At 68.5% G+C, this 14,185-nt stretch carries 14 protein-coding genes and 1 pseudogene; 8 read left to right on the forward strand and 7 right to left on the reverse strand.

Annotated elements, in window-relative coordinates; translation table 11 throughout:
• Positions 1–76: 76 nt before the first annotated feature.
• The 3 genes from pnp to soxR all read right to left on the reverse strand — a co-directional run bounded on the left by pnp (position 77) and on the right by soxR (position 3,475).
• Positions 77–2,410: a polyribonucleotide nucleotidyltransferase gene (gene pnp, locus VES41_RS11305; protein WP_324816641.1), complete on the reverse strand. Its 2,334-nt coding sequence runs from the start codon at positions 2,408–2,410 to the stop codon at positions 77–79.
• A 199-nt stretch (positions 2,411–2,609) separates the two neighbouring features.
• Complete coding sequence (rpsO, locus tag VES41_RS11310; RefSeq protein WP_324816643.1) at positions 2,610–2,876, reverse strand: 30S ribosomal protein S15; 267 nt, start codon at positions 2,874–2,876, stop codon at positions 2,610–2,612.
• Positions 2,877–3,001: 125 nt separating this feature from the next.
• Positions 3,002–3,475, reverse strand: a complete 474-nt coding sequence (gene soxR, locus VES41_RS11315) for a redox-sensitive transcriptional activator SoxR (RefSeq protein WP_324816644.1) — start codon at positions 3,473–3,475, stop codon at positions 3,002–3,004.
• A 117-nt stretch (positions 3,476–3,592) separates the two neighbouring features.
• On the opposite strand from soxR, the gene VES41_RS11320 reads away from it, so the two are divergent.
• Positions 3,593–4,156 (forward strand): NAD(P)H-dependent oxidoreductase, encoded by a 564-nt coding sequence (locus VES41_RS11320; RefSeq protein ID WP_324816645.1) that lies wholly within the window; start codon positions 3,593–3,595, stop codon positions 4,154–4,156.
• An 11-nt stretch (positions 4,157–4,167) separates the two neighbouring features.
• Here VES41_RS11320 and VES41_RS11325 read toward each other — a convergent pair whose 3' ends face one another.
• The gene (locus VES41_RS11325; protein ID WP_324816648.1) at positions 4,168–5,325 is read right to left on the reverse strand and encodes a pyridoxal phosphate-dependent aminotransferase; all 1,158 of its coding nucleotides are present in this window, start codon (positions 5,323–5,325) and stop codon (positions 4,168–4,170) included.
• A 33-nt stretch (positions 5,326–5,358) separates the two neighbouring features.
• Positions 5,359–6,672, reverse strand: a complete 1,314-nt coding sequence (locus tag VES41_RS11330; RefSeq protein WP_324817010.1) for a branched-chain amino acid ABC transporter substrate-binding protein — start codon at positions 6,670–6,672, stop codon at positions 5,359–5,361.
• Positions 6,673–6,799: 127 nt separating this feature from the next.
• Between VES41_RS11330 and VES41_RS11335 the strand changes: the two genes are divergently transcribed.
• Positions 6,800–7,177, forward strand: a complete 378-nt coding sequence (locus VES41_RS11335; protein WP_324816649.1) for an Hsp20/alpha crystallin family protein — start codon at positions 6,800–6,802, stop codon at positions 7,175–7,177.
• 322 nt (positions 7,178–7,499) lie between these two features.
• Positions 7,500–8,267 (forward strand): alpha/beta hydrolase, encoded by a 768-nt coding sequence (locus VES41_RS11340; RefSeq protein ID WP_324816651.1) that lies wholly within the window; start codon positions 7,500–7,502, stop codon positions 8,265–8,267.
• On the opposite strand, the gene tsaD is transcribed toward VES41_RS11340, so the two are convergent.
• Positions 8,218–9,264, reverse strand: coding sequence for a tRNA (adenosine(37)-N6)-threonylcarbamoyltransferase complex transferase subunit TsaD (tsaD, locus tag VES41_RS11345; protein ID WP_324816652.1), 1,047 nt, complete (start codon positions 9,262–9,264; stop codon positions 8,218–8,220). The two genes, VES41_RS11340 and tsaD, sit on opposite strands and share 50 nt — an antisense overlap.
• 114 nt (positions 9,265–9,378) lie before the next feature.
• Here tsaD and VES41_RS24235 point away from each other — a divergent pair.
• From VES41_RS24235 to VES41_RS11360, 4 genes and pseudogenes are all read left to right on the forward strand, one after another.
• Positions 9,379–9,507, forward strand: a pseudogene (locus tag VES41_RS24235) ((2Fe-2S)-binding protein); the annotation flags it as partial.
• A 35-nt stretch (positions 9,508–9,542) separates the two neighbouring features.
• A complete protein-coding gene (ybiB, locus tag VES41_RS11350; RefSeq protein ID WP_324816653.1) occupies positions 9,543–10,514 on the forward strand; it encodes a DNA-binding protein YbiB in 972 nt (323 codons plus the stop codon).
• On the forward strand, positions 10,511–11,335 hold the full coding sequence (cobA, locus tag VES41_RS11355; protein ID WP_324816655.1) for a uroporphyrinogen-III C-methyltransferase: 825 nt from the start codon (positions 10,511–10,513) through the stop codon (positions 11,333–11,335). The genes ybiB and cobA overlap by 4 nt, the downstream gene beginning before the upstream one ends.
• On the forward strand, positions 11,332–12,537 hold the full coding sequence (locus tag VES41_RS11360) for an NAD(P)/FAD-dependent oxidoreductase (protein WP_324816657.1): 1,206 nt from the start codon (positions 11,332–11,334) through the stop codon (positions 12,535–12,537). The genes cobA and VES41_RS11360 overlap by 4 nt, the downstream gene beginning before the upstream one ends.
• Before the next feature lie 80 nt (positions 12,538–12,617).
• Here VES41_RS11360 and VES41_RS11365 read toward each other — a convergent pair whose 3' ends face one another.
• Complete coding sequence (locus tag VES41_RS11365) at positions 12,618–13,718, reverse strand: MBL fold metallo-hydrolase (protein WP_324816658.1); 1,101 nt, start codon at positions 13,716–13,718, stop codon at positions 12,618–12,620.
• A gap of 199 nt (positions 13,719–13,917) precedes the next feature.
• On the opposite strand from VES41_RS11365, the gene rpsU reads away from it, so the two are divergent.
• The gene (gene rpsU / locus VES41_RS11370) at positions 13,918–14,130 is read left to right on the forward strand and encodes a 30S ribosomal protein S21 (protein ID WP_007833691.1); all 213 of its coding nucleotides are present in this window, start codon (positions 13,918–13,920) and stop codon (positions 14,128–14,130) included.
• The last annotated feature ends 55 nt before the right edge of the window (positions 14,131–14,185 follow it).

The raw sequence follows: 14,185 nt of genomic DNA on the forward strand, positions 1-14,185 counted from the left end.
GATTCTCGCGCGGGCGGCCTGGGGTTGGCAAAGAAGGCATGCGCGCAGCCCCGTCGAATCGACGGGACCCGCCGCTTCAGCCTTGCTGCTCGCCCGGATGGGCTTCGCTGCGCGGCAGCGTCTGCTGCTCGCCGGCCGGGCCTTCGGGGGCTTCACCGGCGTTGCCGGCGAAGCGCGGCTGGCGGTCTTCGCGCTGCGGGCGTTCACGGCGCTCGCCGCGATCACCGCGATCGCCCCGATCACCCCGATCACCCCGATCACCCCGATCACCCCGGTCGCCGCGGTCGCCACGATACCCGTCCTCGGGCATGCCGGCCGGGCGCTCCGCGAGCGCCTTCATCGACAGCTTGACGCGGCCCTTGTCGTCCGTCTCGAGCACCTTGACCTTCACGATCTGACCTTCGCTCAGGTAGTCAGTGACCTTCTCGACGCGTTCGTGCGCAATCTGGCTGATGTGCAGCAGGCCGTCCTTGCCGGGCAGCAGGTTGATCAGCGCGCCGAAGTCCAGGATCTTGGTGACCGGGCCTTCGTAGACCTTGCCGATTTCCACTTCGGCGGTGATCTGCTCGATGCGGCGCTTGGCCTCCTCGGCCTTCGCGCCGTCGGTGGCGGCGATGGTGATGGTGCCGTCCTCGTCGATGTTGATCTGCGTGCCGGTCTCCTCGGTCAGCGCGCGGATCACCGAGCCACCCTTGCCGATCACGTCGCGGATCTTCTCGGGGTTGATCTTCATCGTGTAGAGCTTGGGCGCGAAGCTGGAGATCTCCGTCTTGGCTTCGCCCATGGCCTCCTGCATCTTGCCCAGGATGTGCATGCGCGCTTCCTTGGCCTGTGCCAGCGCCACGCGCATGATCTCGTTGTTGATGCCCTGGATCTTGATGTCCATCTGCAGCGCGGTGATGCCGTTGGTCGTACCGGCCACCTTGAAGTCCATGTCGCCGAGGTGGTCCTCGTCGCCCAGGATGTCGGTGAGCACCGCGAAGCGGTTGTCTTCCTTGATCAGGCCCATGGCGATGCCCGCCACGTGCGCCTTCAGCGGCACGCCGGCGTCCATCATCGACAGGCAGCCGCCACAGACCGACGCCATCGACGAGGAACCGTTCGACTCGGTGATCTCCGAGACGACGCGGATGGTGTAGGGGAACTCGTCCTTCTTCGGCAGCACCGCCACCAGGGCGCGCTTGGCCAGCCGGCCGTGGCCGACTTCGCGGCGCTTGGTCGAGCCCATGCGACCCACTTCGCCGGTGGCGAAGGGAGGCATGTTGTAGTGGAACAGGAAGTTGTCCTCGTATTCGCCGGCCAGCGCGTCGATGCGCTGTGCATCACGCTCGGTGCCCAGCGTCGTGACGACCAGCGCCTGCGTTTCGCCACGCGTGAACAGGGCCGAGCCGTGCGTGCGCGGCAGCACTGCATTGCGGATCTCGATCGGGCGCACGGTACGGGTGTCGCGACCGTCGATGCGCGGCTCGCCGGCCAGGATCTGGCTGCGCACGATCTTGGCTTCGAGTTCGAACATCAGGTCGCCGACCTTGACGGCATCGAACGTCTCGCCCGACGCGCCGAGCGCGGCCAGGACGTCGGCCTGGGCCTGGCGCAGCGCCTGGGTGCGGCCCTGCTTGCTGCGCACCTGGTAGGCGGCACGCAGCTTTTCCTCGGCCAGGGCGGTGACGCGGCCGATGAAAGCCTCGTCCTTGGCCGGCGGCTGCCAGTCCCACATCGGCTTGCCGGCGTCGCGGGTCAGCGCGTGGATGGCCTCGATGGCCACGCGGGCCTGCTCGTGGCCGAACATCACGGCGCCGAGCATGATTTCTTCCGACAGCTGCTGCGCCTCGGACTCGACCATCAGCACGGCGACTTCGGTGCCGGCGACGACCAGGTCCATCTGCGAATCCAGGCGCGCCGTCTTGCCGGGGTTGAGCACGTACTGGCCGTTGATGTAGCCCACGCGCGCGGCGCCGATCGGGCCGTTGAAGGGAATGCCGGAAACCGACAGGGCGGCGCTCACGCCGATCAGTGCGGCGATGTCGGCGTCGACTTCGGGGTTGAGCGACAGCGTGTGGACGACCACGTGCACTTCGTTGAGGAAGCCCTCGGGGAACAGCGGGCGGATCGGACGGTCGATCAGGCGGCTGGTCAGGGTCTCGAGCTCGCTGGGCTTGGCTTCGCGCTTGAAGAAGCTGCCCGGGATCTTGCCGGCCGCGTAGGTCTTCTCGATGTAGTCGACCGTCAGCGGGAAGAAGTCCTGACCCGGCTTCGGGTTCTTGGAGGCGACCACCGTGGCCAGCACCACGGTGCCGTCGATGTCCACCACCACGGCGCCGCCGGCCTGGCGGGCGATCTCGCCGGTTTCCATGACGACCGTCTTGTCGCCCCACTGGAACGACTTGGTGACTTTGTTGAAGAGGCTCATGTTTGCTCCTTGATGTGGGCAGGCTCGGCAAGAGCCTGCGGGGCCGGAGCAGCTTGCCCAGAACACGATGCCATTCCAGCGCCACCCGCCCCTGGCGGATCCCGTTGGAATGACACAGCTTCGCTCTGTGGTGCAGCTCCGAAGTAAAAAACGCCTGAGCTAGCGGGCTAACTCAGGCGTTGCGGCATGCGAATGGCGCTTATTTGCGCAGACCCAGCTTGGCGATCAGCGCGGTGTAGCGGTCGGCGTCCTTGGACTTGAGGTAGTCCAGCAGCTTGCGGCGGCGGCTCACCATGCGCAGCAGACCGCGGCGGCCATGGTGATCCTTGGCGTGCGTCTTGAAGTGGGGCGTCAGCTCGTTGATGCGAGCCGTGAGAATGGCGACCTGCACTTCGGGGCTGCCGGTGTCGTTGGCAGCACGTGCGTTGTCCTTGACGATCTCGGCCTTGGCGGCGAAATTGATCATTTGGTTTGACTTTCTTTGTTCCGAGTGTGTTTGACTTGCGAACGCGCGCTGGAACTGCGCACGCCGTGTGACTTTGCGAGAGGCAAAGCCCGGCAATTATATACCGGGGCGGCCAACCGGCCCGGTCAGGGCCTGGGCGCCAGCCTGTGGGCGCCCGGCCCCATCGCCCGGCCGAGCGCGTCGCCGGGGTTGCGCAGCATGCAGCGGTCGATGGACAGGCAGCCGCAGCCGATGCAGTCCCCGAGCGAATCGCGCAGTTGCTCGAGTTGGCGGATGCGCGCGTCCAGCACCGCGTGCCAGCGGGAGGACAACACTTCCCAGTCCTGCCGCGTCGGCGCCCTGCCGGGCGGCAGCGCCGCCAGTGCGTCGCCGACCTCCGCCAGCGGAATTCCCACGCGCTGGGCCACCCGGATGATGGCCACGCGGCGAAGCACGTCGCGCCCGTAGCGACGCTGGTTGCCGGCGGTACGCCGGCTGCCGATCAGGCCGGCACGCTCGTAGAAGTGCAGCGTCGAGACGGCCACCCCGCTGCGCTCGGCCAGTTCCCCCACGCTCAGTTCGCCGGCGATCCGGTCGCCGGTGCCGTGGCCATCCTGCATCGAAATACCCCCAGCGTCCGTCGGGGCGACCCTGCGCCGCCCTTGACCTCAACTTAAGTTGAGATTTTAGGCTGCGTCTCCTTCCTTCCCATGTCCTCAGCGAAATCAAGGAGAACCATGCTTCGAATAGCCCTCATCGTCGGCAGCACCCGCGCCGAGCGCTTTGCCGACCTGCCCGCCCGCTGGATTGCCCACGCCGCCGCGCGCCGGACCGACCTGCGGCTGGAAACCCTGGACCTGCGCCGACTGGCGCTCCCGTTGCTGGGCGAGCCGGGGGCGCAGGCCATCGCCGCCGGCTGGCAGCGCCAGCTCGCCCGCTTCGACGGCTATGTCGCCACCGTGGCCGAATACAACCACGGACCGCCGGCGGCGCTGAAGAACGCCTTCGACATGGCGCGCGAGGAATGGGCCCGCAAGCCGATCGGGTTCGTCGGCTACGGGGGGCTCGGCGCGGCGCGTGCGATCGAACAGCTGCGCAACGTGGCGGTGGAACTGGAAATGGCGCCGCTGCGGCCCGCCGTGCACATCAGCGGCGAGTGCTTCCGGCAGGCCAGCCGCCACGGCGCACCGCTAGAGGCCTATGAAGAGCTCGCGCGCAGCCGGGAAGCGCTGTTCGACCATCTTGCCTGGTGGGGCCGGGCGCTGCGGGAGGCGCGCGCCGTGCCGGACGCGGTGGCCTGATCAGCCAGCCGTCATTGCGCGGCCAGCCAGGCCTTCAGCCGTGCCGCGCCTTCGCGCAGGCGCGCCAGGTCCCTGGACGCAAAGCACCAGCGCAGCCAGCCCTCGCCTTCCGACCCGAAGGCAGAACCCGGCGCCAGGCCCAGGCCGGCCTCGGCCACGAGACGCTTGGCCAGCGTCAACGAGTCGCCGAAGCCTTCGACCTGGAAAAACGCGTACATGCCGCCGCGCGCCGGCGCCACGCGCACCCCGGGTATCTGCTGCAGCAACGGCACAAGCGTGTCGCGGCATTCGCGCAGGTGGGCCACGACGCGCGGCGTGACCTCCTGCGTGCGTTCCAGGGCCACGATGCCGGCGCGCTGCGTGAAGACGCTGGCACACGAAGTGTTGAACTCGATCAGCTTGCCCACGCCATCGACCAGCGACGGTGGCAGCACCAGCCAGCCCAGGCGCCAGCCTGTCATGAGAAAGCTCTTGCTGAAGCTGTGCACCACCACCAGCCTGTCCTCGGGCGCGGCCACATCCAGGAAGCTGGGCGCACAGCCGTTGGCGGTCGGCTCGTAATAGAGGCGTTCATAGACCTCGTCGGCCAGGATCCATGTGCCGGTCGTGCGGCAATGCGCCAGCAGCGCCTCCTGCTCGGCGCGGCCGAGGGTCCACCCGGTCGGGTTATTCGGCGCGTTGACGATCAGCAGCCGCGTCTGCGGCGTGACGGCGGCCCAGACCGCGTCCAGGTCCAGCGCCCATTCGCCGCCGCGCGGCACCAGGGGCACGCAGCGCACGCGCGCTCCCATGATGGCCGGCTGCGCCGTGAGGTTGGGCCACACGGGGGTGATGGCGACCACCTCGTCGCCGGCGTCGACCAGCGCCTGCACCGCCAGCATCAGCGCGCTGACGCCGCCGGAGGTGATGGCGATGCGGCCCGCATCGATGCGCGGGTGCAGGCCGCTCATGTAGGCCGCGACGGCCTCGCGCAATGCGGGCAGGCCGAGGTTGTGGGCGTAGAAGGTCTCGCCACGCTCGAGCGAGTCGATGGCGGCCTGGCGGATGAAATCCGGCGTGACCTCGTCGCTCTCGCCGAACCAGAAGGCCAGCACGTTGTCGCGCCCGATGCCGGCATTGGCCACCTCGCGGATGCGCGAGGCTTCCAGATTCTCAATGGTTTGACGCATGTCTTTCCGATTCCGTGGGATGGGTGTGGATGCTCAGGGCCGCGTCATGCGGCAGGTGGTCGGCAACTGTGCCTGCTCGGGCGTCAGGCTACGGATCACGCGGAAGCCGTAGCCCGACCCTTCCACGTCGAACTGCACGCCCGGCGTGCCCTGCCGATCCATCTGGCCGACCACCAGCGATTGCTGGAACTGGTGGTCCGCCGCCCGCATGAAGCCGCGCTGGCCTGCGAGGGTGACGTCGGCCTGCTCGAGCGCGCGCGCCAGCGGCAGCGCCTCGGTGCTGCCGGCGCGCGCCAGGGCCTGCGCCAGCGCCTCGATCATGAGTTGCATGCGCATGTGCACATAGTCGTCAGCGGGCTTGGGAAAGCGCGCCCGGAACGCCTGGTAGAACGCCTGCGACTGCGGCGTCTGCACGTTCGGCAGCCAGTCCGCCACCGCCATCACGCGACCGATGCCGGCATCGCCGATGGCCGCCGGCGCGCCAAGCGCATTGCCGTAGAACGTATAGAACTTGCCGGTGAAGCCCGTCTCGCGGGCGGCCTTGACCAGCAGCGTCAGGTCGTTGCCCCAGTTGCCGGTGATCACCGCCTGCGCGCCGCTGGCCATGATCTTGCTGGCGTACGGCGCGAAGTCCTTCACCCGGCCCATCGGGTGCAATTCATCGCCGACGATCGTCACGTCGGGACGCACTTCGCCCAACTGCCGGCGCGCCTCACGCAGCACCGACTGGCCGAAGCTGTAGTCCTGGCCGATGAGGTAGACCCGCTGCAACGCGTGGTCTTCGCGAATCACCTGCATCAGCGCCGACATGCGCATGTCGGCATGGGCGTCGAAGCGAAAGTGCCAGAAGCTGCAGCGCTCGTTGGTGAGTGCCGGATCGACCGCCGCGTAGTTGAGAAAGACGGCCTGGCGCTTCGGATCGCGCTGGTTGTTCTTCTCGATCGCGTCGATCAGCGCCGCCGCGATGGCCGACGAATTGCCCTGCAGCACGATGCGCGCGCCGTCGTCCAGGGCCGAGCGCAGCGCCGACAGGGCTTCCTCGTTCTGGCCCTTGCTGTCATAGCGCTCCAGCGCGAGCGCACGCATGCGCCCTCCGACATCGACACCGCCGCGCTCGTTCACGCGCTCGACTGCCCACAGCAGGTTGCGCCACACGGCTTCGCCGGTGTTGGCGAAGGCGCCGCTGAGACTCTCCACCAGCGCCAGCCTGATTGGCTCGGCCTGACTTGCCGCCGAGAGGTTCGTCGCCGCCGGCGAGGCGGCCAGGCCGGCAGCGCCGGCCGAGGCACATAGCGTCGCGAGACCCGATTTCAAGAGGCCGCGTCGCGAAATAAAACCAGTGCACATCGACTTGAAAAGCACCGCGCGCATTCCCAGGTTGGGTGCATGGCGGCACTCATGGTTGAAGGGCCGCGCAGTGTAAGGGACGCACCCGCGGCCCGATGTGCCAATCCAACTTGCATAGGAGTTCAACATGTTCTTCGCACCCACCGTCGTCCGCAGCCGTGCCTTCTCGCCGCGCACTTTCGATCGCAGCTTCGAGCGCTTCTTCAATGAAGCCTTCGCGCCTGCGCCGCAGCGTAGCTTCCAGTTCGAGCAGGACGAGAAAAGCTGGACCCTGACGCTCGACGTCCCGGGCCTGGCCCGTGAGGACCTCGGCATCGCCATCGAAGGTGCTGTCGTTCGTATCGAGAGCAAGGCAGACGCCAAGCGCCAGTTCAAGGCCGCCTACGAACTGCCCCTGGAGGTGGACGTCGCAACCAGCGAGGCCAAGCTCGAGAACGGCGTGCTGAGCCTCAAGCTCGGCAAGAAGCTGCCCGAGCGCAATGTGAGCCAGCTCGCCATCAACTGAGACCGTTCGAGCCCGCGCCAGCCCGCCCCCGCCCGGGGGCCGCGCCCCACGCAAGAAAGCCCGCCGGCATCTGCCGGCGGGCTTTTTTCGTTGCACAAACATGCCTTGGAAACTTTTTATTGCTTTTAGTTTCAGCACAACGCACTCACAATTAGCGTGGCATTTGTCACGTTTGAGGCAGGATTGTTTCGCCTTCAAGAGTGAGCGTCCCCAAGAAGAGACGTGACAGCACCTCGAAAACTGCCGGAGAAAGTTGTCACCTATGAATCAAATGGACACGCAACTCATTCCTGTGAGACAAAACTCACGTTCCGACACACTTATGGTGTTCCTGCCCGGGGCCTACCTGGCGCCCGAAGACTTCGAGCGGGAAGGCTTTGTCGATGCCGTGCGTGAGCGCGATCTCGCGGCCGACGTGATGCTGGTCCATGCCGACGTGTCGTACTACTACGACCAGACATTCATAGAACGGCTCGATACCGACGTTCTCACCCCGCAGCGTGCACGCGGCTACAAGACGTTGTGGCTGGTGGGCATCTCGATCGGCGGCTTCGGCGCCCTGATCCACGAACTGGCCCGCCCCGGCATCGTGGACGGCATCGTGACGCTGGCACCGTACTTGGGCCGACGCCCGCTGGGCAACGAAATACGCAAGGCCGGCGGCCTGCGCGCCTGGAAGGCGCCGCAAGGCCCGCTGCCGGACGAAGAGGTCGACCGCAAGCTGTGGCCCTGGCTGCAGCAGTACGCCGACGGCGGCAAGGCTGCCAGCCACCTGCCGCCGCTGTACCTGGGCTTCGGGCTCGACGACCGGTTCGCCCCGAACCACCAGTTGCTCGCCGATGCACTGCCGTCCGACCGTGTGTTCACCACCGAAGGCGGCCATGACTGGCCCCAGTGGTCCAAGCTCTGGACCAAGATGCTGGACGTGCTGCCGCTGCCGTCGATGGCGACCGTCTCGGCGAGCGCCGCCCAGCGCCGCCCCAGCCTGGCCGATGGCATGCCCGAAGGCATTCCGGTCGGTCCGATCGGCCCGCTCGCGCCTAGATCGCCGCGCCGGCCGGCAACGCGTCGAGCGGCCACCTTGGCTTGACGTCGAACGCGTAGCGCGGCGCTGCGGCTTCCAGCCCCGACTGGATCCGCATGGCCGCGGCCATGGCGATCATCGCGCCGTTGTCCGTGCACAGGTCCAGCTCCGGGTAGTGCACGCGCACGCCACGGCGCGCACATGCCGCGTCGAGCTGCTCCCGCAGGCTGCGGTTGGCGCCCACGCCGCCGGCCACCACCAGGCGCTTGAGGCCGGTGCGCTCGAGTGCAGCCATCGACTTCTTCAGCAGCACTTCGACGATCGCCGCCTGGGTGGACGCGGCCAGGTCGTGCTTGCGCGCCTCCAGGTCGTCCCCGAGGCGCCGCACCTGCGTCAGCACGGCGGTCTTGAGGCCGGCGAAGGAGAAATCGAGGTCGCCGCTGTGCAGCAAGGGCCGCGGCAGCTTGAAGGCTTGCGCATCGCCCTGCAACGCCAGCCTGGCCAGCCACGGGCCGCCGGGATAAGGCAGGCCGAGCAGCTTCGCGCTCTTGTCGAAAGCCTCGCCGGCGGCGTCGTCGATGGTCTCGCCCAGGATGGCGTAGCGGCCCACGCCCTCGACCTCCATCAACTGCGTATGGCCGCCCGAGACCAGCAGCGCGACGAACGGGAATTCAGGCGCATCCTGGCTGAGGAAGGGCGACAGCAGGTGCCCCTCCAGGTGGTGCACGCCCAGGACCGGCTTGCCCAGGGCCGCCCCCAGCGCGCAGGCCACGCCGGCCCCGACCAGCAGCGCGCCGGCCAGGCCCGGCCCGCGCGTGTAGCCCACCACGTCGATCTCGTCCAGGCCTCGGCCGGCCTGTTCGAGCACCGATTGCGCCAGCGGGAGCACGCGGCGGATGTGGTCGCGGCTGGCCAACTCCGGCACCACGCCGCCGTAGGCCTGGTGCATCGCGATCTGGCTGTGCAGCCCATGCCCCAGCAGGCGCGGCAGGGCCTGGCCCTGCACGTCCACCAACGCCACCCCGGTTTCGTCACAGGACGATTCGATTCCCAGCACCAACATGGGCGGCAAGTGTAGGCGGCGCCCCGGACCAGGGCACGGGACTTGCTCCATGTCCTTGTGTCACAACCAAGTTCCCCATCTGCGCGATGAAGTCCGACTTGAGTTCGATGCCTCCTGCGCTGCGGCACCCAATGCGGCTCCTGCGTGCCCGAGTTGCGCCGCATGCTGCGCGCCCGCGACGCCGGCCCGGGCGCAAGTCCGCATGCCACGCCGGGGCATAAGCACCTGGCCGATCTGGCATAAGGGTTGCGGGACAATCGGACGCAGCCAGCACCATCATGGGTATCAGCCACTACATCAAGGAAATCGGACGCGGCGCGCGCGGCGCGCGCCCGCTCGACCGTGCGCAGTCGCAGGACCTGTTCGCCCAGGTGCTCGACGGCACGGTGACCGACCTGGAGATCGGCGCCTTCTGCCTGGCCATGCGCATCAAGGGCGAAACACCCGCGGAGATGGCCGGCTTCCTCGATGCCACTCATGCGCGGATGGCGCGGCTGGGGTCGGCCGGGCGTGCGGCCATCGTCATTCCAAGCTACAACGGGGCACGCAAGCTCCCGGTGCTGACGCCGCTGCTCGCGCTGCTGCTGGCCCGCGAAGGACATCCGGTGCTGCTGCACGGCACGCAGACCGAGGCGCGCCGGGTGACCGCCGGCGCGGTGCTCGAACTGCTCGGCGTCGCGCCGCTGGGCCAGGTGCGCGCGCTGCGCGCCGGCGAGGTGGCCCACATCGACACCGGCCTGCTCAACCCCGGCCTGAAGCGCCTGCTGGCGGTGCGCCAGGTGGTCGGTCTTCGCAATCCGGGCCATAGCGTGGTCAAGCTCATGCAGCCGGTCGCCGGCGACAGCGTGGTGCTCAGCAGCTACACGCATCCGGCGTACCTCGAATCCATGGTCCAGACCTTCGGGCTGCTGGGCATGAATGCCCTGCTCTCGCGCGGGCTGGAAGGTGAAAGCGCCGCCGACCCGCGCCGCATCGCGCAGGTGGACGGCTACGTGCGGGGAGAACGCATCGAGTTGCAGGCGCAGGCTCCCGGCACCCTGGATCAGGTGCCCGGCCTGCCCGAGGCGATCGACGCCGCCAGCACCGCTGCCTATACCCGCGACGTGCTGGACGGCCGCCTGCCGGTGCCCGAAGCCATTGCGCGCCAGGTGGCGCAGGTCGAACGCCTGTGCCGCCTGATCGCGTCCCGCCCGGCCAGCGCCGGCACGCCCAGTCCCGCAGCGGCGGCCTCCGCCGCCATGAGCCCATGAATACCTCCCCCTCCTCCCTTTCGGGCAGTTGCACCCTGGTCGGCGCCGGCCCGGGCGATCCCGAACTGCTCACGCTCAAGGCTGTCAAGGCGATCGGCGCGGCGACCGTGCTGCTGGTGGACGACCTGGTCAACGACGACATCCTGGCCCACGCACGGCCGGGCGCGCGCATCATCCACGTCGGCAAGCGCGGCGGCTGCAAGAGCACGCCGCAGGCGTTCATCGAGAAACTCATGATCGCCGCGGTGCTCGAAGGCGAGCACGTGGTGCGCCTCAAGGGCGGCGACCCGTTCATCTTCGGCCGTGGCGGCGAGGAGGTCGAGCACTTGCGCGCGGCCGGCATCGAGGCCCAGGTCGTCAACGGCATCACCGCCGGACTGGCGGCCGTCACCGCGCTGAAGGTTCCGCTGACGCATCGCGACCGGGCCCAGGGCGTCGTCTTCGTCACGGGTCATGCGAAGGCAGGTGCTGCCGAAGGGCCGGCGACCGACTGGCCGGCACTGGCCGAGGCCGCGCGCACCGCCCGCCTGACGCTGGTCATCTACATGGGCGTGGCCGGCGCCGCGCAGATCCAGCACGGGTTGCTGGCCGGCCTGCCCGGCGACACGCCGGTGGCGGTGGTGCAGCACGCCACGCTGCGCACGCAGCGCCACGTGTCGGGCACGCTGGCACGCCTGCAGGAGATCCTGTCGGACGCGGGCCTGGGCAGCCCGGCGGTGATCGTGGTCGGGGACGTGCTGCACGGCATGGCCGCGCTGCAGCAGCACGACGCGATGCCGGTTCCGCTGAAAGCCGACGCCCGCGCGTCCCGCGCCGCTTGAGCGCCGACTTCGACGCCATCGTCGTCGGCGCGGGAGCGGCCGGCCTGTTCTGCGCCGCGCAGGCCGGGCAGCGCGGCCGCAAGGTGCTTGTGCTCGACCACGCCCCGCGCATCGCCGAGAAGATCCGCATCTCGGGCGGCGGTCGCGCCAACTTCACCAACCGCGACCTGGACCCGCGTGCGCCCCAGCGGCACTTCATCGGCGGCAATCCGCATTTCTGCCGCTCCGCACTGGCCCGATTCACGCCGCAGCATTTCATTGCGCTGGTGGACCGCCACGGCATCGCCTGGCATGAGAAGCACAAGGGGCAGCTGTTCTGCGACGGCCCGTCCCAGCAGCTCATCGACATGCTTCTGGCCGAATGCGCGGCCGGCGGCGTCACGCACTGGCAGCCGTGCAGCGTGCAATCGGTTCGCCATGAAGACGGCGTCTACCGGGTCGAAACGTCGCGCGGCATGCTGCGCGCGCCGCGGCTGGTGATCGCCACCGGCGGACTGTCGATCCCGCAGATCGGCGCCAGCGATTTCGGCTTTCGGCTGGCGGCGCAGTTCGGCCTGCGCGTGGTCGAGCCGCGGCCGGCGCTGGTGCCGCTGACCTTCGGCGGCGACACCTGGACGCCGTACGCGCAACTGGCCGGCCTGGCCCTGCCGGTCGGCATTTCCACCGGCAGCGGCAAGTCGCGCGCCGGCTTCCACGAAGACCTGCTGTTCACCCACCGCGGCCTGTCCGGGCCGGCGGTGCTGCAGATCTCCAGCTATTGGCAGGCCGGCACGCCGCTGGTGATCGACTTCGCACCCGAAGTCGAGAAGGAGGCGCGCCTGCGCGAGGCCAAGGCACGTTCGCGCAAGCAGGTCGCCAACGAACTGTCGCAATGGATGCCCGCGCGCCTGGCGGACGCATGGGTGGCGCAGGACGCCGGCCTGGCCCGTCCCATCAACGAGGTGGCCGACCGGGCGCTGGTCCAGCTGGCCGAACGCATCGGCCGCTGGCAGATCACGCCCACCGGCACCGAGGGCTACCGCAAGGCCGAAGTGACCGCCGGCGGCGTGGACACGCGCGAACTGTCTTCGCAGACCATGGAGTCGAGCCGGCAGCCGGGGCTGTACTTCATCGGCGAGGTGGTCGACGTTACCGGCTGGCTGGGCGGCTACAACTTCCAGTGGGCGTGGGCCAGCGCTGCCGCCTGCGCGAAGGACCTGTAGCTCGCCCCCAGGCTACGCGCACTGCGTGCTCGCGAATGGCCTTCGCTTGCCTTTGGAAGGTGCCCGTCTCGCTTGACTGGCTAGCGCAGGCCTTCCCACCAGCGGTGGTTCTGGCGGGGCTTGCCGACGGTCAGGACTTCGCCGATCTCGGGGGTGGCCAGGTCGATGTTGCGGGCCTCGGCCAGGGCCGCGACGCGCTCGAGCGGGTCGTGCCAGGTGTGGAAAGCGAGGTCGAAGGTGCTGTTGTGTACCAGGTAGAGGGTGCGCGCGCCCAGGTCCTGGAAAGCCTGCACGGTTTCCTCGGGGCTCATGTGCACGGCCGGCCAGTAGTCGTCGTAGGCGCCGTTCTCCATCAGCGCGATGTCGATGGGCGGCAGGCGCGCGGCGATTTCCTTGAACCCGGGAAAGTAGCCCGAATCGCCCGAGTAGAAGATGTGCATGCCGCCGCTTTGCACCGACCAGGAGGCCCACAGCGTACTGTCGCGGTCCCACAGGGTGCGGCCGGAAAAGTGCTGCGAGGGCGCGGCGGTCAGGGTCACCGGCCCCGCCCTGCGCTCCTCCCACCAGTCGAACTCCTCGATGCGATCGGCCGGGATGCCCCATTCGCGCAGGCGCCGGCCCACGCCGAGCGGCACGTAGTAGCGGCGCACGCGGTCCTTCAGGGCCTCGATGGTGTGCACGTCCAGATGGTCGTAGTGGTCGTGCGACAGAATCAGGCCCTCGATCGGCGGCACCTGCTCCAGGGGCAACGGCGGCGGATGGAAGCGCTTGGGCCCCGCCCAGGAGAAGGGCGAGGCGCGTTCGCCGAACACCGGGTCGATCAGCCACCACTGGCCCTGCAGCTTGAGCATGTGCGACGAATGCCCGAGGCGGATCACGTGGCTGGAGGCATTGTCCAGGGCGTCGAGCGAGGTGCGGTCCAGCGGCCGCACCGGGATCGGGTCGATCGGCACCGTGCCTTCCTTTTTGGCGAGCAGGAAGCGCGACCAGATCGCCCAACCCGAGGCACTGGCCCGTGCCTGCGGGTTGTCCGGATTACGAAACCGGCCTGCCGCGGCCTCGTACTGCGGAGAGGCCGCCGCCCGCTGCCCTGCCGGATCGGGCGATTCCGCCCCGGCCTGGCCGGGCAGCAACGCACTGAACAGCGGCAGCAGGCAGCCGCAGGCAAGTCGTCGTTTCATGGGCACTCCTTGGGTCGCGCGGGCGGCGGCTTTTCAAGACCGGAAAACACTTGCTATAATCGCAGGCTAAATTTTCGGCCACGCCTCAACGGCCTACACGATAAGCGAATTTCCGGATATTTCCTGGAATTCACGGTTGAGGAAACTTAAGCGCCGGGTTCCGATCTTGCCAGGCCACACCAGAGCATCAACGAGCTAAATGACCACCATCCGCGTTAAAGAAAACGAGCCCTTCGACGTGGCACTGCGCCGCTTCAAGCGCACCATCGAAAAGCTGGGCCTGCTGACCGACCTGCGCGCCCGCGAGTTCTACGAGAAGCCGACTGCCGAGCGCAAGCGCAAGAAGGCCGCGGCCGTCAAGCGCCACTACAAGCGCGTTCGCAGCATGCAGCTGCCCAAGAAGCTCTACTAAGAGACTGCCGCTTCCGGCATCGGCCCCACAGCCATGCCGCGATGCCTTCGAGCCG

Origin of the sequence: Variovorax sp., from assembly GCF_035634955.1 — a bacterium.
Classification (GTDB): Bacteria; Pseudomonadota; Gammaproteobacteria; order Burkholderiales; family Burkholderiaceae_C; genus Variovorax.